The organism is Flavobacterium hercynium, from assembly GCF_002217285.1.
Lineage (GTDB): Bacteria > Bacteroidota > Bacteroidia > Flavobacteriales > Flavobacteriaceae > Flavobacterium > Flavobacterium hercynium.
Genome location: NZ_MUGW01000027.1, coordinates 23297 through 44616 on the forward strand (window position 1 = coordinate 23297; position 21320 = coordinate 44616).

Genomic DNA, 21320 nt, shown 5'->3' on the forward strand with positions numbered 1-21320 from the left:
ACCTTGTCAATACTCAAATTTAGAAATTAAATTGATTAATACAGCTACAAAACAACCAACACAAACCACTATTTATCAACAACTTACTAACCTCCTTTGTGAATAAATTTAATATTTATTGTCCTTAAATGTTTTTTTTCAACTCTATTCACAATAGATTCAGTGTCTCATCAAATATTTCCTTAAAAAAGTAAAATAAAATTCATACAGCATGATTATAATCATGTTTTAAGAAAGTTAGCGTTATTATTTTTGCATCATGAAAATTTATCCATAAAATGTTCAAAAATAATACATTATGAAAACACCTCTTAGATTCTTAGTCTTAAATTGTTTCTTAAATATTTGTTTTTTGTTCGTAAAGGATGATCGCAGAAAACAAATTTAATTGATAACATAAGATATTAGGAAATACCTATGTCTAAATCATTTTTATAATCCGTCGAGAATGAACAAATCCTATCTGATTTCTGAAATAAACAGATTAAAAACCGAAAAAAATGCCATTATACTGGCTCACTATTACCAAAGTGAAGACATACAGGAAATCGCAGATTTTGTGGGAGACAGTCTTGAACTATCAAAAAAAGCACAAACAACAGATGCTGACATTATTGTTTTTGCTGGTGTTTACTTTATGGCAGAAACGGCAAAAATACTGAACCCTAATAAAAAAGTTTTACTTCCGGATATCAATGCCGGATGCTCTCTTGCTGACGGTTGTCATCATGATGATTTTAAATTATTTAAAGAAAAATATCCCGAGCATGTTGTCGTAACATACATTAATTGTTCTGCGGAAATAAAAGCTTTGAGCGATATCGTTTGTACATCCTCAAATGCTGAAAAAATTATAAATTCAATACCATCGAGCAAAAATATTCTTTTTGCCCCCGATCGCAACTTAGGAAATTACCTCTCAAAGCAAACAAAGCGGGATTTAATTCTTTGGGAGGGTTCCTGCGTTGTGCATGAAGCATTTTCTTTAGACAAGTTAATTGAAATCTATAAAAACAATCCCACCGCAAAAATCGCAGCTCATCCTGAGTCTGAAAGTCATATTCTGAAAACAGCACATTATATTGGTTCGACTTCCGGAATATTGAATTTTATAAAAACGGATACCGCTACCACATTTATTGTTGCTACAGAGGCAGGTATATTGCACCAGCTTGCCAAAACTGTTCCTGAAAAAACGTTGATTCCGGCACCCTCTGTACAGGACAATACCTGTGCGTGTAGCGAATGTGCTTACATGAAGATTAATACACTAGAAAAACTTTTTCAATGCCTTAAAAATGAAGGTCCGGAAATTTCAATCAATGAGAAACTTAGAATCCAAGCACTTGAACCTATCACAAAAATGCTTGAGTTGTCATAAAAAATTAAAATACCATTAAAAAAATACCATGATTAAAACAGATATACTTATAATTGGTTCCGGTATTGCCGGACTTTTCTTTGCCTTAAAAACAGCTCAAAAACGTCCTGATTTATCTATTGTCATCATGACTAAAGGAAGTGCTGAAAGAACAAATACACAAATGGCTCAGGGCGGTATTGCTGTAGTAACCGATTTAGTAAATGATAGTTTCGAAAAACATATTGAAGATACTTTGCAGTCCGGTGGCGGACATTGTGATGAGAATATCGTCAATATGGTAATACGACAAGCACCTCAACGACTTAAAGAATTAATAGCATTAGGCACTTCATTTGATAAAAATCAGGAAGGAAATTGGGATCTTGGTTTAGAAGGCGGACACTCCCACAATCGTATTCTGCATCATAAAGACAGTTCTGGATTAGAAATTGAGCAATCGCTATTGAGAAGTTTAGAAAATATGCCTAATATTCATCTTCTGGAACATCATCTTGTAATTGACCTCAACACAGAGAAAAGAGACGAAACGGTTTGTAGTGGTGCATTCTATTACGATCAGTCCAATAATCAGATTAAATATATCAACAGCCGTACCATTGTTTTATGCACTGGCGGATCAGGGCAAATATTTGAGAATACTACCAATCCTGAAATAGCAACTGGCGATGGTGTTGCTATGGCAGAAAGACTTGGACTTGAAATTGAAGACATGCAATACATTCAGTTTCATCCCACTGCTTTATATGCAGGAGAAAAAAATCCTTTCTTCTTAATATCAGAAGCTGTTCGGGGATTTGGTGCTCATGTTGTTAATAAAGACGAAAAAAGATTTCTGTTTAAATATGATTCGAGAGGTGAATTGGCGACACGTGATATTGTTTCGCAAGGAATAAGCATGGAAATGCAGCAATCACAAACTGATCATGTTTATTTAGATTGTAGACATTTAGACAAAACAGCATTTTACAAGCATTTTCCGGTCATTACAGCGCATTGTAACAAATTAGGGTTATATCCTGAAAAAGACCTGATTCCGATCGTTCCTGCCGCTCATTATCAGTGTGGAGGTATTAAAGTCGATGAGAATGGAGCAACAAAAATCAAAAATTTATATGCCATAGGCGAATGCTCCAGAACTGGTTTGCATGGTAAAAACCGTCTGGCTTCTAATTCACTTCTCGAAGCAATTGTTTTTGCACACCAGGCTTCTGAAAATATCTGCAATACCATTAAAGAATTTCCTTTTTCTATTAAAGTATTTGTTCCACAGCTTCCTTTTGCTAAAATCAAAACAGAATGCGAAAAAACAAATGCATTAAAAAAAGAACTTCAAAATATTATGACCACATTTTATACGAATGAAGACAGTGATATTAATAACATTAAAGCAAAAGTAGAAAGAATTAAAAACGCAACAGTAGCAATGATTAACAGAAGTGAAATAATTCTTCCGGTCATTGAACTTTCTAACATGATTACCACAGCTCAAATTGTTATTAAGCAATGTACAATAGAGCGAAAAAACACAACCGATTTTTTATTTAATTAATTGATATTATTCAGATAGGAAACAAACAAAAAAGGGAATATTATAAACGCTTGTTTTAAATATTCCCTTTTTTCATTATATTTTACCTATTGTTTAAAATAGTGAATCCTCAGGATCACAAGGAAAATAAACGGTGATTGCCGCACCCTCGCCTACTTTACCTTCAGCTCTTATATTTCCGCCGCAGGTTTGCATAATTTTTTTACAAAGGGCAAGTCCAACACCTGATCCTTTATATTCATCCTGATTGTGAAGTCTTGTAAATATTTTAAAAATAGAATCTGCATATTGCTGATCGAAACCTATTCCGTTATCTGAGAAAGTAATCCAGTAACAATAAACATTATTCGAATAAATATTAATTTCCGGCTCTTGTGATGCTGTTACTTTAATAACCAAGTCTCTTTCTGCCGATGCATACTTTATTGAATTCTGAAGCAGGTTAGAAAACAATTGTTTCATCAGGAAATTGATTCCATGAATTTCGGGTAAGCTTTCGCATTCAATCACAACATTATTCTCAGAGATAACGTCTTTCATTTCATCAAGAGTAGACTCCATAATAAAGTTCATATTGATTTTCTGCAAAGCGTCTTTAGTATATTTTATACGTGTGTATTTCAATATATCTTCCAGCAGAATTTGCATTCTATTGGCTGATTTAGAAACTCGCTGTAACGATTCTAATACCGAAGCTGCAGGAACATCGTCTATTTCAGTTAGGAGTTTAGAGATAATCATTTGAATTTTACGAAGCGGTTCCTGAAGGTCATGCGTACTGATCCAGTTAATATTTTCTAATTCTGAGTTGGTCTCTTTTAAAACAAGACTTTGCGAACGGTATTTTTCTTCTTCTTCCCGAAGCATTAACATTATGATCTGTTTGTGTAACGCATGCGCATAGTTAGCCGCAGAATTAATTTCCGGCTGTAGCCAAGTACTACTTTGGTTCTTTACAATTTGCTTCCAGACATTAAAAGAGTTTCTTGGATGCAGTCCTTTACTATCTTTTATAATTGCTTTTGCAGGATCACCAGCCCATTTAATTTCTGATATGGTTTGTGGTCTGTACCAAATTATATGGTCATCACTCCCCAATGCATGAAAAATAACCCCGGCAACATCGGTATGATGATTCAATTGCGGAAAATCACCACTTAACTTTTTGGTTGTAAATGTTTGTTCTTTGGTATGATTGGTAATTGCTGTAACAATATTTTTAATTTCATCTTCATCAGGAGTAATACCATTTTTATAAATAACACCTCCCACTGAGATTGAAACGCCGGCCGCATTACACAAACGTAATAAATACGGACTATCAACCAGTGTTTGAAATTGTTCATGTCCTAATGGTAAATCCAGTCCCGTAAGTTTTTCCAGAGCCAGCGATGTCCTTCGTGCCACTTGATATTCTTCTGTTGATTGACGTAAATCAATCTGAGAAGTAATAAATTGTCCCTGAAGCTTAGCTGCCAGACGAATTTCCGGAGAAATATTTTTAGCAGAATAATGATGGCAGGCTATTAGTCCCCAAAGACGATCTTTATGGATGAGAGAAATCGTAAGCGTTGCACCTACGCCCATATTTTTAAGATATTGAACGTGAATGGGGGAAGTACTTCTAAGAATGGACAAACTTAAATCTAGATTTTTATTATCCTGATCATCTGTTGTAAAAACAGGAACAGGGTCGTAATCAAGATCAACAATCAATCGAAGCTGATTCTTTAAATACAATTCTCTTGCCTGCGGTGGTATATCGGTATGCGGATAATGCAATCCCAGAAAAGGTTCCAGATCTTCACGGCAATTCTCTGCAAATACTTCTCCGTTGTAATCTTCATCAAAACGATAAATCATTACCCTGTCATAGCCTGTTACTTGCTGAATACCATCGGCAACAAAAGCACACAGTTCCTGAAGCGAACGAGTATTATTCATGTGCGCCACAAACTGAATCGTTTGTGAGTACACATCAGGAAGTTTTTCTTTTTCACAAAATTGTGGTTCTGCTTCCAGAACATAAATATCGTTGCTTTTATGAATAGTGAGCTGATATTTATTCTCTAAAAGCTCAGTTTCAATAGGTAAAACAAACTGAGATTCATCTCTAAGAAAATATTCTTCTATGTTTTTCTGTGCAGCGTTTCCAAAAACTTCACTAAAATCTTTTCCAATAATTTGTGTATACGACAAACCCGTAAAGACTTCTGTATTTGCTGTAACAAAGTCAATTTTCCAATCTGCAGTAAGTCCTAATAAAAATCCGTGGGGCTGTATACTTCCTGGAATATGAATTGGCTCATGTTCGCAATTGGTAAGGGTAACAATATCACGGTTAACTATGTCTTTAATTTTCATTCTTTCGCGTATTCAGGAAATGGTCGTGGATGCAATCAAAAGCATAGATTGCGCCGTCAATGATTTCATTCTCGCAATTATGCTCTTCTTCATAAGTGCTAAGTAAATTCAAAAACGATTTCCAGTAACTTCCTGTTTTATTTCCATATCCATTAAAATAAGACACTCCTTTTTCTTCTGTTAATCCCGGAATTGTTTCAAGGTTCTTCAAAATAAACCTTCCTCCTAATGTTGAACCTTCTACTACATAAAAAATTCCAAGAGCAAATGCAGTTGAAACTTTCTCTTTATTAAAAACTCTATTTGAATTAGTTTTAGTATAATTAAGATAGGAAAGATCAGCCTCAAGAAGTTCTTTTTTCTCTCTTGCTTTTAAATCATCAATTATATCAGTCAATAAAGGAAAAATTTCTTCTTCTAAATTTGTATGAACATCATGCATTAAACTAAGATAATGAGCATAATCATTCATTTTCATATTAGGAGAAAGTATAGAAGCAGAAACTGGTAAACTTTCCAGTTTTTGATGAGAAGAAGCTGTTTTAGTTTTTAAATTACTTAAAAAAGGCTGAGATATATCTGAATTTGTCGTCATAGCAAAAAATTATAGGTAATGTGGTCTTAATAAGCAAAAATAAAGCTTTATCTAATATAAGCAACAACACGCTAAAAATATTAACTATTCTTAATCCTATCGGCTATTATAATTAAAAAAACTCAAAGATAAAGGTCATAAGGATGAATTTAATTCGTCATTTAAATTCAAATCTATCCCCATTAGAACCTTATATTTGTAATTATGAGCCTTTAATCATAATTACAAAGCATGAAATTGAAATCAATCTTATTATTCCTTTTGGCTATTGCTCTTTTTTTATTTGGCAATAGAGAATTTTGGGAAAAATATATCAAATCTAAAGAAGACGAAAAAGAAGCCAAATTACTTCTTGCCGCAAACGACGATGTAGAAAAACGTTTTGAAATTCAGGAACTAAAATATGATTCTGTTTCTAAGAAATGGAGTAATCCTAATTTCTATTTTCAGGTAATTAATGTAGGCAAAATAAACTTTAAAGCTTTAAAGAAAAATAAAACAACTATAGAAACTGATACGGACGAAAATGCCTCAGACAGTCAATAATTTATACATAACACAATCCCGTCAGCTTTTTTACTGTAATGTAAAAATTAAAATCCCTGTATACTTTAGTGAAAGTTTAATCGATAAAGCTTTCAGTATTCTGGAGACAACTGATCTAATGTATAATTCCTATCAGAGCGGATCTCATTTTTTTAATATCAATAAACATGCAGGTGAATGGGTAGAAGTTGATGATCATGTCACTGAACTATTAAAAACGCTGATTCTCGTAAGCGAGCTTACCAACGGAACTTATGACATTACAGCGATGCCATTGCTTAAACTCTGGGGATTTTACCATAACAAAAATAATCTTCCCTCTACCTCTGCAATAAATGAGACTTTAATAAAAGTAGGATATCAAAATATTGAAATAAAAGATAACTGCGTAAAAATTCTAAAAGGACAGGAAATTATTACGGGATCATTTATCAAAGCTTTTGCAGTGGATCAGGTTATTAAGATGCTAAAAGAAGAAGGTGTTTCAGACGGAATTGTAAATGCCGGTGGGAGCACCATTTATACATTAAACAATAACGAGCATCCTTATTGGGGAATCAACATACCAGATGCTTTTCATGAAACCAATTCACTTGCCCGAATAACATTGCAAAATGAATGTTTTTCTTTCTCTGCTGTAAAAAAACAGTACAAAGAGATCAACGGAAAACGCTATGGTCATATCATCAATGCAGCGACGGGATATCCGTCAACAAATCTTCAATGTGGTGTTATAGCAAAAGATGCTTTTGTATCAGATGTACTTTCCTCCGCCTTGTTTAGTTGTGATGCTCAAAATTTTAATGATTTAAATGAAAAACTCAAGGCGCACTTTGAATTCAAATCATTTCTAACGGATGAAAATGGCAGTATTCTCAATAATCAATTTGTTCTGAACGAAGAACAATTACAATAATTACAGTACACAAACAATGCATATACTTTCACTCAAACATATTACAAAACACGTGCTGATAGAAAACATTCCAGATCCTCCTGAGTTTTATTTACCACTATATGGTTATAAAGGTGTATTAAAGACTATTGTAGAAACGGGACAATATGTAAAAAAATATGAATTGCTTGCTCAGGCCGAAGATCTTTTTTCGACTGCAATGCATGCACCTGCATCAGGAATTATTGAAGGCATTGAAATCATAGAAGGAAAACCGCATCTTAAACTTGTAAATGATTTTAAAGAAACTGCAATTGATCTTCCTTTACAAAAGTCAGTACAATTAGAACCAGCAGCAATACTTGAAATTCTAAAACAATACGGAATTGAAGGAAGCGGAGGTGCACGTTTTCCTACGCACTTAAAATATAATTTAAGGAATGAGGATGTTGATGTTTTTATTATCAACGGAGCCGAATGCGAACCTTATCTTACTGCTGATTATGCCTTAATGCAAAATAAAACAGAAGCATTATTCAAATCTATAATCAGTATTCAAAAAATAATAAAAGCGAAAAAAGTTGTTTTTGGTATCGAAAAACAAAATAAGGAATTAGTAACTATTCTAAAAGCCTTTTACAGTTTATGCGATTTTCCGGTAGAAATCAAACTATTGCCAAATACTTATCCGCAAGGAGGAGAATTACAGCTTATTAAATCTATTACTAAAAAAGAATTACCCAAAGGCAGCAGACCTTTAGATCACAGAATTGTGTTGAGTAATATTGGAACACTTTGGGCAATTTATAATGCCTTATTTCACAATAAACCGTATGTAGAACGTGTCATTACGTTATCAGGAGAAGATGCTGTTAAAAAAGGTAATTTCTATGTAAAAATTGGAACTCCGGTCTCTCATTTATTTAATTTATCTGCTTCAAAAAAAGAAAGACAACAAATCGTATTAGGTGGACCTATGATGGGTAAAGCCGTGACAGATTATAAAAGTCCTGTAACTAAAGGAACCGGAGGTGTATTGATTTTACCTGAGATTCAAAACGAAAAATACAACTGTATTGAATGCGGATATTGTGCTAATGCCTGTCCACAAAGATTAATGCCAATGGAATTTGCCCGCTATGCTAAAACAGAAAATACAACACAATTGCTGTCACACCGTCTTTTGGATTGTATAGAATGTGGTGCTTGTGCTTATATATGCCCCAGCGATGTACCGCTTATGAGAAGTATTTATCATGGTAAAGAAATTTTACAAAACACTATTGCACTATAATGAATCTAAATCCCCATATAAAAGCAAAGAAAAATTCTGTATCTGCCATTATGTTTGATGTCATTATTGCACTAGTGCCACTTGTATTGGCTGCTTATGCAGCATTTGGCTTTACGGCTATCTGGCTTATTACTACTGCTGTAATAACTTGTCTAGTAACTGACTTCTTATTCAATGCTTTGTACGCTAAAAAATACAATTCATTCCTTGACGGATCAGCTATTATCACCGCATTACTATTATCTTTTACAGTATCTCCTCTCACTCCTTGGTATGTTGTTGCATTTGGTTCGTTTTGTGCCATTGTATTCGGAAAATTATTGTGGGGCGGATTAGGTAAAAACCGTTTTAATCCGGCACTTTTGGGCAGAGAATTTATGACTGCCTTTTTTCCTATAATGTCTACAGCTGCTATTTGGTCAACCAATTCGATTCGTAACATCAAAGATTTCCACTTGTTTGCAAATGATAGTTTGTTAGGAATGTATAGTAATAATCTGGTATTTAAAACTACAGGTGCATTAGGAGAATATTCTATGCTGTTTATTGTTCTTGGAGGTCTATATCTAATTATCAGAAAACGTATCTCATGGCATATTCCCTTTACAATTCTTACCATTTTTCTATGTGGTACATGGATTAGTAGTGCTTACGATTTAGAATTAAAATATTCAATAGCAGGAATGGTCTTGGGCAGCATTTTTATGGCAACAGATATGCCATCAAGTCCAAATGGTTATCCCGGCATGCTTTACTACGGAAGTATGATTGGATTAGTTTCTATATTCTTTATTTTAGGGAATGTCCGCTTTGAATACTTATCCTACTCTATCTTATTACTAAACGGATTCACTCCTTTTATAAACCAAATATTCAGACCGAGAGCTTGGGGAGAAAAAGTAGACTATGCCGTTAAAACAGAAAAAATATTCCTTTTAACGCTGGCTATTATTACAGTTGCATTAGCTATAATAACTTTACACTACTATGATTTTATTAAATATCTTATTTACATCTATATTGTTTACATTACTTTCAAATTCAATTTTTCATTTATAAAAAACATTCATAATCCCATATAAAACATGAGAAAAATAATTCTTATCAGCACCATCTTAATTACGATGCTCTCTTGCAAACAGGATACTCCAGTCGAACAAAAAGTGTATAAAGGTACATCACAGCAAGCGATACTTGACAATATCTTAACCCGCAGATCAATTCGTAAATATACTGACCAGCAAGTAACGCAAGCCCAAATTGACACTATAATGAAATGTGCCATTTTTGCGCCTAGTGCCTTAAACAAACAACCTTGGGAAGTACGAGTAGTTCAGAACAAACAGATTTTAAAAGAAATAAATGATCGTTTTTTGAATTTTGCTCAAGGCAAAGAATTTCAGGGAAGTGCCGCTCATTATCGCGAACCGGGATTTAGTATTTTTCATAATTCGCCAACACTTATTGTTATTGCGAGAGACAAAAATAGCGGTACAAGTTCTCTAGACAGCGGTATCATATTGCAAAATATACTTTTAAGTTCGCATGCAATAGGTTTAGGCACATGTCCAATTGGTTCACTTGTTCCTATTTTAAATCTTCCTGAAAATCAGGATATCCTTAAGTTACTTAATATTCCGGAAGGTTATGAAGTTTCTATCAACATATCATTAGGTTATGCTGCTGAAACGCCTACAGCGCCAAAACGTATTCCTGAAAGAGTAAAGATAATACACTAATCATACCAAGGGCTAATCACATAAATGCAAAAAAGCTGTGCCAGAAGGTACAGCTTTTTTAATAACTAAAATGTATTATTTATTATACTTAGATTTTGGGGGTCAAAGGGTGGTAATCACTTAGTTATTAATTGATTTTTGCTTTTATTTTTAAACTTTTGCCCATGGCAATTTTATTTCCGTTTATCTTATTCCATTTCTTTAAATCGGTAACACTTACTGCAAACTTTCTGGCAATACTTCCTAATGTATCTCCTTTTTTTATGGTGTACAATTGTAATGCATTATTACCACTATTTTTAGATTTACCTGCGATTGCTTTTGATGATTGCATTGGTCGCTCACGAAGACTAGATTGACTTGCAACATAAGCATATATTTTATCTTCATTAGAAGTAAAAACAGCTATTTTATCTAATGGCAATCTCAAGTAATGTTTCTGGTTGTTATAAACCGGAATTGTATTAAGTTTATAACTTGGATTCAAAAGTTCTAATTCTTTAACCGGAATATCGATCAGATCAGAGATTTGTTTAAAGTTTATTTTATTTTTAACCATTACCGTATCTGTTCCAAAGTGCTGTAACAACGATTTTTCAGATTCAATACCATGTTGTGTATGGTATTCATAAAGATACATTGTTGCCAAAAATGCAGGAAGATAACCTTGTGTTTCTTTTGGAAGTTGTTTTCTAATATTCCAGTAATTCTTCTTTCCTCCAGAACGTCTAATTGCTTTAGAAACGTTACCTGGTCCTGAATTGTAGGATGCCAATACCAAATCCCAATCTCCAAAAACTTTATGCATGCTGCTCATATATCTTGCGGCTGCAGCAGATGCTTTTAAAGGATCATGTCGTTCATCAACATACGAATCAATTTTAAGATTGTATTGTTTTCCTGTATGATACATAAATTGCCAAAGACCAGTTGCTCCCATTTTAGAAACTGCTCTGGGATTTAAAGCTGATTCTACAACGGCTAAATATTTAATCTCCAATGGAACTTTTTCTTTTGCCAGAGCCTCTTCAAACATAGGAAAGTAATATTCTGAAACTGCTAGTAATCTGCCAAATGATTTCTTTCTGTACTTAAGAAACGATTTAATAAGACTTTCAAGCCCTTCATTATACTCTATATTAAATGGAGATTTAGCATTCATTTCAGCCAATCTCTCTTTAAGCAGCTGTGTTGGTAATTCTAAATTAACTTTCTCATTATTTACATCTTCTGTACTATTTTCATCCAGATCATTTAAAGAGTTTAGGCTTACTAGTTCATGTAACCATAAACTGTCAACACGGGCTACCATATCATCCTTTACAAATGATTTTTTTACAGAATCAAGGCTAATACTATTTTCGAATTTTATTTTCACATCTTTTTTTTGAGCGGTTAGCTGCGAAAAGAATGGAATTAAAAGTAATAGATAAAAGTAAAGTGTGGTATTTGCAGTTTTCATAATTTTAAGAATTAATACGTTGTTATTTTAATTTAAGCGTATTGATTAATATTTTCATTAAGCATCATACTTAGGATTTGTAACGGGCAATGTTTCTAAATAATCAACTATGCAAAGTAAGGTAATGTCTGAAAATTAATACTTTCAATAAGTATTAGATAAGGACACAATTAATCTTTAACGATTTGAAGATAAGCAGTTGTAACTATCTAGATTATTATAAAACGGGATAATTCCGAAAATTTATCCCGTTTATATTGAATTAATAGATTGTTACCATTTAGTAAAATTGCATTGTATCACATTTACACTCACAATTAGGATCACTAGCATTTAGCACAGTAAGGTATCTTTGATAAAAACCTCTTCTATCTTGTGTTTTATCACTATCAGGTCTTCTACATTCTAGTCCTCCATTAATAATATTAATTGTCATACCAAAACCTGGTTTACGTCCGGCAGTAATATCTTCTTGGGTTGGCTTCCAGGCTCCAACCATTACTGCGTGACATGAAGGTTTAGGAGCCTGAGGTGTCATCCAGAACCATATTGCAGTTTGAAATGCCAATGCTGCATCCTTTGTTACATTTCCTGGATTTTTAAGTAGAATATTTTTATCTCCATACAAAAACTCACTCATTTGTCCGTAGTTGTAATTCCAACTTAATTGAATTGGTCCACGACCATGATATGATTGTCCCGGAGCAGGCGGAAAATCTGCATTGTCCTGTCTGTAGCCAAGACCTCCATTTTCATAACCAACTTCTTCACGAAAATGCAATCCCCATGAAAATGGTCCTCCCGGAGCTGTTGCCCAGCCTCCTGTAGTTTCATGAGATATATTAGCTAAAAAGGCGGCAAGTTCTTTTTTACGATCCTCAAGAGAACCTGTATTAATAAAATGTGCATAATCAACTTCGTCCTTTATTAGAGGTTCATTATTCCACGAAGCACTAAATTCAGGATCTTCTTTAATTATTTTTGTTTGATTGGTCGATTTTTGAGTACGAGTAATTTTTTTAAAGAAACCTTTTCTTTCAATTACAACTTTAACATCTGCAATTTGATTAGCGGCTTTAATTAAAGCATCATAAGTATAAAAGTCTTTTGAAGGATCAATTATCCAATTATTATTTACATCTGCTCCATAGCGATATGGAAACAATTCTAAAAATTGCTCAGGAGTAATAAGCTTTTCGATTTGATTTTCACCGGAACCTGGAAGTGGAATTTCCGGATTCGGAACTTCTGGATTTGGATTTTCCGGGGCTGGGTTTTCTGGATTTGGTACCTCAGGCTTTTCTGTTTTAGGATCTTCTACCCGTATGCTATCTTTGTCACAGGAAGACATTAGTACTAAAAAGCAAAATAAGCTTAGCACAGAAATAGATAATTTTCTTTTCATAAATAAAAAATGGATTTTCTGACATTATTTTTTTAGATGAATTTCCTTTTAATGCCAATAATTAATAAATATTTCATCGCTGAAATTTAAGACATCGCCCGATATAAATATTTCTAAATGCTATCAGATAAAGACATAATTGTTCTTAGTCTTAACAAAAAAAAGACCAGCTCTTAACGAACCGGTCTCTTCTTACTAACTTAAAAAACTAACTAAACCAACTAAATCTTTATAACAATACTGATTATTAAATATCTTTTATTTTTGAATTTGAATACTGCTATTTTGGTAGCGATCATCGAAACATTCCTGTCAAAGTCTTCTTCCTTTTCATAAGTATCTTTTATCCTTTTAAAAAAGTATAACTAAAAAAAAGATTTGTTACTCAAAATCTACATTACAAAGAGACGAAGAATCGACAAATAAATACATTCACATTATATTACTTTAAGACAAAATTATTTTAGTGATTATCAACCATCAAAGTTTTATTTATTAAAAATCAATAATCCTTAATTATTGCAAATAAAAAAAGACCAGCTCTTAACGAACCGGTCTCTTCTTACTAACTAAAACTAACTAAACCAACTAAATCTTTATAATAATACTGATCATTAAATATCTTTTATTTTTGAATTTGAATACTTTTATTTTGGTAGCGATCATCGAAACATTCCTTTCAAAGTATTTATCCTTTCATAAAAGTAAAACTCAAAAAAAAGATTTGTTACTCAAAATCTACATTACAAAGAGACGAAGAATCGGCAAATAAATACATTCACATTATATTACTTTAAGACAAAATTATTTTAGTGATTATCAACCATTAAAGTTTTATTTATTAAAAATCAATAATCCTTAATTATTGCAAATAAAAAAAGACCAGCTCTTAACAAACTGGTCTTTTCTTACTAACTAAAACTAACTCAAAAAACTAACTAAATAAAATCTTTGCAGTGAGGTTATCACTTTATATTTTCAATTATACTATATAAATCATCACAATAATCTAAGTGATTTTAACTGTATTCTTTTTTTCTCTTAAAACATAACTCAGCAGATAAAAAGATTCGTTATTCAAAATCTACAATACAAAGAGACGAAGAATAAGCTAATAAATACGTTTAATTAATAACACTTAAAGACAAAGTTATTTCTCTAATAATTTTTAATAAAACTCTTATATAAAAAAAGACCAGCTCTCTACAAACCGGTCTCTTCTTACTAACTAAAACTAACTTAAAAAACTAACTAAATAAAATCTTTGCAGTGGTGCTACTCACTATATATTTCTTAATTATACGATATCTATCATTATAAATATTCTAGTATTATATTTGAAAATATTATTTTTCTTTTTTTTACATAATATAACAGAGAAAAAGATTAATTACTAAAAATCCACACTACAAAGAGACGAAGAATTAGCTAATAAATACGTCTACATAATATCACTTTAAGACAAAGTTATTTCTCTAATAATCAGCAACAAAAATTTTTATACAAAAAAAGACCAGCTCTCTACAAACCGGTCTTTCTTATAAACTAAATAAAGTCTGTGTAGTAATCTTACTCTATAGAAATCTTTTCTTTTTTTGAATTTCAATACTAATATTTTTGTTAGCGATCATCGAAACATTCCTGTCGAAGTCCTATCATTTTTTACAAGTATTCTTTATTCTCTTTTTAAGCAAAGTATAACAGAAAAAAGATTTGTTGGTAAAAATCTACCTTACAAAGAGACGAAGAATTAGCCAATAAATACGTTTAATTAATAACACTTAAAGACAAAGTTATTTCTCTGATAATCAGTAATAAAAACTCTTATACAAAAAAAAGACCAGCTCTCTACAAACCGGTCTTTCTTATAAACTAAATAAAGTCTGTGTAGTAATCTTACTCTATAGAAATCTTTTCTTTTTTTTAATTCTAATACTACTATTTTTGTTAGTGATCATCGAAACATTCCTGTCGAAGTCCTATCATTTTTTTACAAGTATTCTTTATTCTCTTTTAAAGCAAAGTATAACAGAAAAAAGATTTGTTGGTAAAAATCTACCTTACAAAGAGACGAAGAATTAGCCAATAAATACGTTTAATTAATAACACTTAAAGACAAAGTTATTTCTCTAATAATCAGCAATAAAAACTCTTATACAAAAAAAGACCAGCTCTCTACAAACCGGTCTCTTCTTACTAACTAAAACTAACTTAAAAAACTAACTAAATAAAATCTTTGCAGTGGTGTTAATCACTATATATTTCTTAATTATACGATATCAATCATTAGAACATTCTAGTGTTTTTCTCGCAAATATTCTTTTTCTTTTTTTACAAAATTTAATAGAGAAAAAGATTAATTACTAAAAATCTACACTACAAAGAGACGAAGAATTAGTTAATAATTACGTCTACATAATATCACTTTAAGACTAATTATTTCTCTAATCAGCAACAAAAACTTTTATACAAAAAAAGACCAGCTCTCTACAAACCGGTCTCTTCTTACTAACTAAAACTAACGTAAAAAACTAACTAAATAAAATCTTTGCAGTGGTGTTAATCACTATATATTTCTTAATTATACGATATCAATCATTAGAACATTCTAGTGTTTTTCCAGCAAATATTCTTTTTCTTTTTTTCACACAATGTAACATAGAAAAAAATTAATTACTAAAATCTACACTACAAAGAGACGAAGAATTAGTTAATAATTACGTCTACATAATATCACTTTAAGACAATATTAGATTTTAACAAAATGACTATTTCTTTTTTACAAAATCTGCAGAGGGTTTTCGTCCCGTGTATTCGTAATATCTAACAGAAAAATAATCCTTCCTTTTATAATTTAATTCGCAGACTACTTCTTTTATTGATAAATAAGATCCACTTTTAATAAGCTTTCTGGCAAGAAGCATTTTATTCCTTACAAAATAGATGTATGGAGTTGTTTTCTCAATTTTCTGAAAAAGGCTTTTATATTTACTAGCAGACATTTCAGCTTTTTTAGCCAAATAAGGTACGCCAGGGAATTTATCTTTTAAATTATCCCTCAAATACTGTGTAGAATTTCTAAATCTCTCTAAATCTGACTCTTTAATGTACCGACTTACTGTAGTTGACTTTGCATATCTGTTAACAAAATTAGCAAGTAAGCTTAAAGAGATTCCTTTTAGATGAAAATCAAAAGCATTATCTAAAATCGATTTATTCTTAATAGAATAGAGCAAAATTTTACTGTTACTATCGATGTAATCACTAAAATATAAGGCTTTTTGATTAAAAGTATCTTTATTGTTCTCGTACTTGTTTAAATCCTCTAATATAGGGTCAAAAAGCTCCCTGTCAACTATTAATCTTAAAGAATATATTCTCTTATTTGTATCATACTTGTGTGTATTTTCAACATCATTACTTGTCATTGCGAAACCTAAATTTGCAGTATATCCAATTGGATAAATAGAGTCTTCTACTTGAATAGAATTTACTTCATCACTTAAATCAAAATGGAAGATTCGCAAATCATTTTCGCCTTCTAATCTTGTAATTTTAAGGGGAACAGATAACTCAATATCCAATAGCAAAGCCGAAAGACCTGGAACAACTTCTAAAAATAAAGAATGCCCCTTGCCTATGGATTCCGGTAAACATAATAATTTATTATTTTTTACAGTCGCACCAAGTTGTTTTGCTAATGCATTATGCCATTCTGATGTAAGTGTATAGTAGTGATTTATCTCTTTCATTTTACAGTGATTGTTGTATAATATAGTTTGGCAATACTTAATAATTTTAGAAAATAAAAATTAATCCTTGATCATAGTTATTTATGAACAATAAGTATTGTTTAAAAAAATCTTCATCCTCTTGACCTTCCCACTTTAATTTTCAGATATTAAAGCCAATAATAGTTTCTCTCTCTTTCATTGATCAAGAGGAACAGAAAATTTTAGATTTGTTTTACGCTGACTTAAACTGCCTAAAAAATATTCATTGCTAATAAACAAATCTTTAAATGGTCTAAAAAAAAACCTCTCAACGTACCTTCTCTCAATTACAGAAATCAAAATCAACCAAAATAACAAATCTATATACTACTACATTGATTGAGAGGCTTAAAGCTTTATTCCATTTAATCTATTAACAATTCCTTAATTTAAATTTCTATATAAAATAATTTCCCCTTCGTATTCTTAAATGGTCATAACAATTGTTTAATGAAATGATTTGGAGACATTCCAAAGAATTCCTTAAATTTTGCTGCAAAATAAGAATGATTAGAAAAATTTAATTCAGCAGATACCTGCGCTATTGTTAGCGTCTTTTTTCCTAAAAGCTTTTTTGATTCTAAAAGCTTGTTATTAAAAAAATATCCATTAGGTGTTAAACCAGTAATTTTTTTAAACAAGTTTTTATACTTTGATCCTGACATATTTGCCTTCTTAGCTAAGTAAGCGATACTTGGGAAAGGCTCTTTTAAATTGCCTAGTAAATATTCCTGTGACTTTAAAATTTCGATTAAGTCTCTATCATTCACCGTATCTATTACAATATCTTCAATAGTCAGTCTTTCAATATATTCAGCCAATAGACATTGAATGGTTCCTTTTAAATATAAATCGAATGTTGGACTCTGTATCTCCTTTGAACGCAAATCCATCAACAAATGATAGCTATCATTACTCATACGGGTAAACTTGACGATGGTATTTAACTTAGGATCAAAAATTTTGGTAACATGATCCTTTAGAGATGGTGTATTTAAAAAGTATTTTTTTATAACATCTTTTTTAACAAATATACACAGCGCAAAAGCAGAACATCCCGAATTCACTATATAATCATACTTAAAAGAACTATCTACAATAGCTAAATTGTATCCCCATTTACCAATTGGATTTGCTACATCATCAGCTGTTAAAATAGCTTCTCCTTCAGTAAGATTAAAATATATACCTATAAAATCTTTTGACTTATTTACTTGTCTAAAATGAATTTGCTTTTGATATAAAACATCCAGATAAAACGCCGAAATTCCAAAATCACAATTTAAAAAATAACTTGTTCCTGTATTTATATTATCCGGTATTACAACAAAATTTCCTACCACTTCACCTCCCATTTTTTTTGCATATGGCTCAACCCAATCTAACTCAACCCCATAACTGTGTACTATTTTTCTCATAATTTAAAAATAAAAACAATGTTCTCTAAAATTTAATTTTTAATTTTTCCGGTTTTGAAAAACCGAATCTATGTTGAAGTAAATTTTACTAGTGGGTATTTTACAAATGATTGAATTTTAAAATAAAACTCTTATTATGTATCTCAGAATGATAGTAATTTTACTATACAAAGAGACTAAAAATTGACGAATAAATATTTTCAAATCCTATCAATTCAGGACTTTTTTGAAAAGATGAAAACAAGCCGATACACGATACTAAAAACACAATAAACAACTAAACAAGAGATACTTACATCGAAAAATAAATTCTTTCTACAAATATTTCTATCTAAGACAAAATCTAAGAATTAAATTTTTTACAGGTATGATAACCTCATATATTGTGAAAGTGATTATTGAGTATAATATGAAGCTTCTTAGCAGTTAAATTTTAAGCTCTTTATAAACAATGAATAACACCTAAAATATTTTAATTATGACTGAAAGTACATAATGCCTTTTTTTCATTAAGTACATCATAATATCTTATAACTCCTCTATTTTTATCTACAATTACCTGAGTAATACTTACCATTTTTACAGTATCCTCTTCGCTAAGTATCAAATTATCCTGACAATAAAAATCTTTATACTGATTATGAAGATGCATGATTTCAGATGCTGAATATATTGGGTTTTCTTCTAAAAAATCAAAGAAATAATTTATCTTTTTTTCTATAATATCTTCATTTTGTAAAGTTGCCGATGACCAAATATGATTTTTTGTTTCATCCAACATTATTTTTCTTTTTCCAACTCCATCCCAAATTAATTTATACAATTTTTGTGCTTGATATAATATTAAAGTAAAGGGCTCGATATCTGATAAATTAATTTCATTCCAGGAATCTTTAGGAGACGACTTCGATATCAAATCTAACACAACTAATCCTCGGCTTTTGCGATAAAAAGGTCTGCGTAAGTGACATTTATTTCCGCCATTCAAAAGAACTAAAACTGTCCCATTTTCAGCAACAGAACACCATGTCCCACCTGATTTTACATCTTTTGGATAAAATACATTTTTACCATTATGATTATAATTTCTTGGAGCAATCGCGGTTGAACGACTCACCTTTTCGTTACGGTTTAAAGTAATAGTAACAACTCCATTTTTATTTACAAAACTTACTGTACTCATGCTTTCTATATGTATTATGAAAAACGACAATAAAATTTTTTATTTATAAAGTATTTAAAAAATTCCAAGTCATATTTATTATTTGATTCATTTATATAATACTTGTCCATTAATAACAAGCATACCTTAATTTTAAGATTTCGAATAACTTATTTTTAGTAAAAAAGAGTAAACGTTGACAGCAGATTAAGGTTATTACTGCCCGCACAAAAAGAAATCCGTTATCGTTTTGTATTTCGATTCCAAATACCCATAAATGCGAAATAATAGCACCTATCATCATAATACTACCTAATATTGCACCTGAAATAGTAGTCGTAGGAATTAAAATTAAAATAGCTATCAACAACTCAAGTAGGCTTAGACATATAATACCATCCATTTCAATTCCTAATGCTGAAAAAATGTAAACATTCTCTTTTATCGCAAAAAATTTGAAAAACAGCGTGTGAAGTAAAATACCAGCTGCTATTAATTTAAAAATCCAAAATGTTACTATTTCAATTTTCATAATCATATATATTTACAAATTTTATATCTATTATTGATTTCAAATATGTTCTCTATCAGTACAACGATTTATTTAAAATCAAAAAACTTATAGTTTCCTAATATCATTAATAATGATCTCTTTTCTATTGTAAGTCAAAAGGTTATTTAATTCCATTTCGTTTAGTAATTGTGTAGTCGTTTGTCTTGAAGTACAAATCAACTGACCGATTTCACTCTGAGTTAAGTAATTTTCGATACTTATACTATTTCCGTTTTTAATTCCTTCATTTTCTCCCCATTCCTTCAAAAACTGATATAATCTCATTCTAGCATCTTTAGAAAGTAAATTATCATAATTATTTTTTAAACGCTTCATTTTTAACCCAACTAGTTTAGTGTAAGAAAGGGCTAAACTTGGATTTTGAAGCAAAAGATTTTCAAAATCTGACATTAAAAAACTGCATATAGCTACATCGTCTGAAAGCACTTTTGCATATTCTTCGTACTGTCCACCAGTATCTAAGCTTAGTTCTCCAAATAGATCATCTTTTTTAATAATGTCTTTAATATTTTCGTTACCATCTTCATCAACAGCTACAATTTTGATATTACCTTTTTTAAGTAAAAAAATCCGTGGAACATCAGACGATGACAGATAAACAATTTCTCCTTTAGAAGCTTTCTTAAATCCGGTGATAATAGATAATTGTTTTAGTTGAGATAAACTCAGACTCGTAAACAATTCATGATCGCGCAAATACCAATATTTTAAATCGTCGTACATCATTTTAATAACTAATTAGTCTTTTTACCAGAATTCACATTAATTTTAGTGACTTACTCTTAAAAGTTAATCACTAAAAAAACATACTTTTTATATTAACAAAGTGACAAAAAAAACTGATCTAATTACGCTCTATTTATAACAGAATAGGACATCTTTTAAGTTGTAAATAGGTTTTGATATATTTTAAATTATTTAGCTTTCGCATCTAAATGCAAAATATTAGAGCAAAAAAAAGCGCACAGTTTAAAACTGTGCGCATAAAATGTAATATCGCGTTAAGACTTAAATACGATACAATAAATAACGACATTTCGGAGTCTTCGTTCGGGATGATCTACCTTGAAAACAAATACCTACAAAAGAATTCAAACTTTAAAACAATCATTTGCCCCCCGAGTTACTAATCATCCTGAAATAAATATAGCTTTTAAGGG

At 31.0% G+C, this 21320-nt stretch carries 16 protein-coding genes; 7 read left to right on the forward strand and 9 right to left on the reverse strand.

Going from position 1 to position 21320, the window contains the following annotated elements; all coding sequences use genetic code 11:
- The first annotated feature begins 448 nt into the window (after positions 1 to 448).
- Together nadA and nadB are read left to right on the forward strand one after the other, a co-directional pair.
- The gene (nadA, locus tag B0A66_RS13965) at positions 449 to 1381 is read left to right on the forward strand and encodes a quinolinate synthase NadA (RefSeq protein WP_089050470.1); all 933 of its coding nucleotides are present in this window, start codon (positions 449 to 451) and stop codon (positions 1379 to 1381) included.
- A gap of 28 nt (positions 1382 to 1409) precedes the next feature.
- Positions 1410 to 2933, forward strand: coding sequence for an L-aspartate oxidase (gene nadB / locus B0A66_RS13970; protein WP_089050471.1), 1524 nt, complete (start codon positions 1410 to 1412; stop codon positions 2931 to 2933).
- A gap of 93 nt (positions 2934 to 3026) precedes the next feature.
- Here the strand turns inward: nadB and B0A66_RS13975 are convergent, their stop codons facing one another.
- Both B0A66_RS13975 and B0A66_RS13980 read right to left on the reverse strand, forming a co-directional pair.
- On the reverse strand, positions 3027 to 5297 hold the full coding sequence (locus tag B0A66_RS13975; protein ID WP_089050472.1) for an ATP-binding protein: 2271 nt from the start codon (positions 5295 to 5297) through the stop codon (positions 3027 to 3029).
- A complete protein-coding gene (locus B0A66_RS13980; protein ID WP_089050473.1) occupies positions 5287 to 5892 on the reverse strand; it encodes a biliverdin-producing heme oxygenase in 606 nt (201 codons plus the stop codon). The genes B0A66_RS13975 and B0A66_RS13980 overlap by 11 nt, the downstream gene beginning before the upstream one ends.
- A 231-nt stretch (positions 5893 to 6123) precedes the next feature.
- Here B0A66_RS13980 and B0A66_RS13985 point away from each other — a divergent pair, with 231 nt between their 5' ends.
- From B0A66_RS13985 to B0A66_RS14005, 5 genes are read left to right on the forward strand one after another with little or no spacing between them, the layout of a single operon-like run.
- Positions 6124 to 6438 carry a hypothetical protein gene (locus B0A66_RS13985; RefSeq protein WP_089050474.1) on the forward strand — a complete coding sequence of 105 codons (315 nt, stop codon included), beginning with the start codon at positions 6124 to 6126 and terminating at the stop codon, positions 6436 to 6438.
- Entirely contained in the window at positions 6419 to 7354 is a 936-nt protein-coding gene (locus tag B0A66_RS13990; RefSeq protein WP_089050475.1) for an FAD:protein FMN transferase, read from the forward strand. Before B0A66_RS13985 ends, B0A66_RS13990 begins: the two co-directional genes overlap by 20 nt.
- A 16-nt stretch (positions 7355 to 7370) precedes the next feature.
- Complete coding sequence (gene rsxC / locus B0A66_RS13995) at positions 7371 to 8627, forward strand: electron transport complex subunit RsxC (RefSeq protein WP_089050476.1); 1257 nt, start codon at positions 7371 to 7373, stop codon at positions 8625 to 8627.
- The gene (locus tag B0A66_RS14000; protein WP_089050477.1) at positions 8627 to 9709 is read left to right on the forward strand and encodes an RnfABCDGE type electron transport complex subunit D; all 1083 of its coding nucleotides are present in this window, start codon (positions 8627 to 8629) and stop codon (positions 9707 to 9709) included. Before rsxC ends, B0A66_RS14000 begins: the two co-directional genes overlap by 1 nt.
- Positions 9710 to 9712: 3 nt before the next feature.
- Positions 9713 to 10366 carry a nitroreductase family protein gene (locus B0A66_RS14005; RefSeq protein WP_089050478.1) on the forward strand — a complete coding sequence of 218 codons (654 nt, stop codon included), beginning with the start codon at positions 9713 to 9715 and terminating at the stop codon, positions 10364 to 10366.
- A 127-nt stretch (positions 10367 to 10493) separates the two neighbouring features.
- On the opposite strand, the gene B0A66_RS14010 is transcribed toward B0A66_RS14005, so the two are convergent.
- From B0A66_RS14010 to B0A66_RS14040, 7 genes are all read right to left on the reverse strand, one after another.
- Entirely contained in the window at positions 10494 to 11828 is a 1335-nt protein-coding gene (locus tag B0A66_RS14010) for a lytic transglycosylase domain-containing protein (protein WP_089050479.1), read from the reverse strand.
- A gap of 280 nt (positions 11829 to 12108) precedes the next feature.
- Positions 12109 to 13233, reverse strand: a complete 1125-nt coding sequence (locus B0A66_RS14015; protein WP_244283488.1) for a chitinase — start codon at positions 13231 to 13233, stop codon at positions 12109 to 12111.
- Positions 13234 to 16001: 2768 nt separating this feature from the next.
- Positions 16002 to 16985 carry a helix-turn-helix domain-containing protein gene (locus tag B0A66_RS14020; protein ID WP_089050481.1) on the reverse strand — a complete coding sequence of 328 codons (984 nt, stop codon included), beginning with the start codon at positions 16983 to 16985 and terminating at the stop codon, positions 16002 to 16004.
- Positions 16986 to 17440: 455 nt separating this feature from the next.
- Positions 17441 to 18424, reverse strand: coding sequence for a helix-turn-helix domain-containing protein (locus tag B0A66_RS14025; protein ID WP_089050482.1), 984 nt, complete (start codon positions 18422 to 18424; stop codon positions 17441 to 17443).
- 472 nt (positions 18425 to 18896) lie between these two features.
- Positions 18897 to 19607, reverse strand: coding sequence for an NRDE family protein (locus B0A66_RS14030; protein WP_089050483.1), 711 nt, complete (start codon positions 19605 to 19607; stop codon positions 18897 to 18899).
- Positions 19608 to 19716: 109 nt separating this feature from the next.
- Positions 19717 to 20118, reverse strand: a complete 402-nt coding sequence (locus B0A66_RS14035) for a DoxX family protein (protein ID WP_089050490.1) — start codon at positions 20116 to 20118, stop codon at positions 19717 to 19719.
- 87 nt (positions 20119 to 20205) lie between these two features.
- A complete protein-coding gene (locus tag B0A66_RS14040) occupies positions 20206 to 20886 on the reverse strand; it encodes a Crp/Fnr family transcriptional regulator (protein ID WP_244283489.1) in 681 nt (226 codons plus the stop codon).
- Positions 20887 to 21320: the final 434 nt, after the last annotated feature.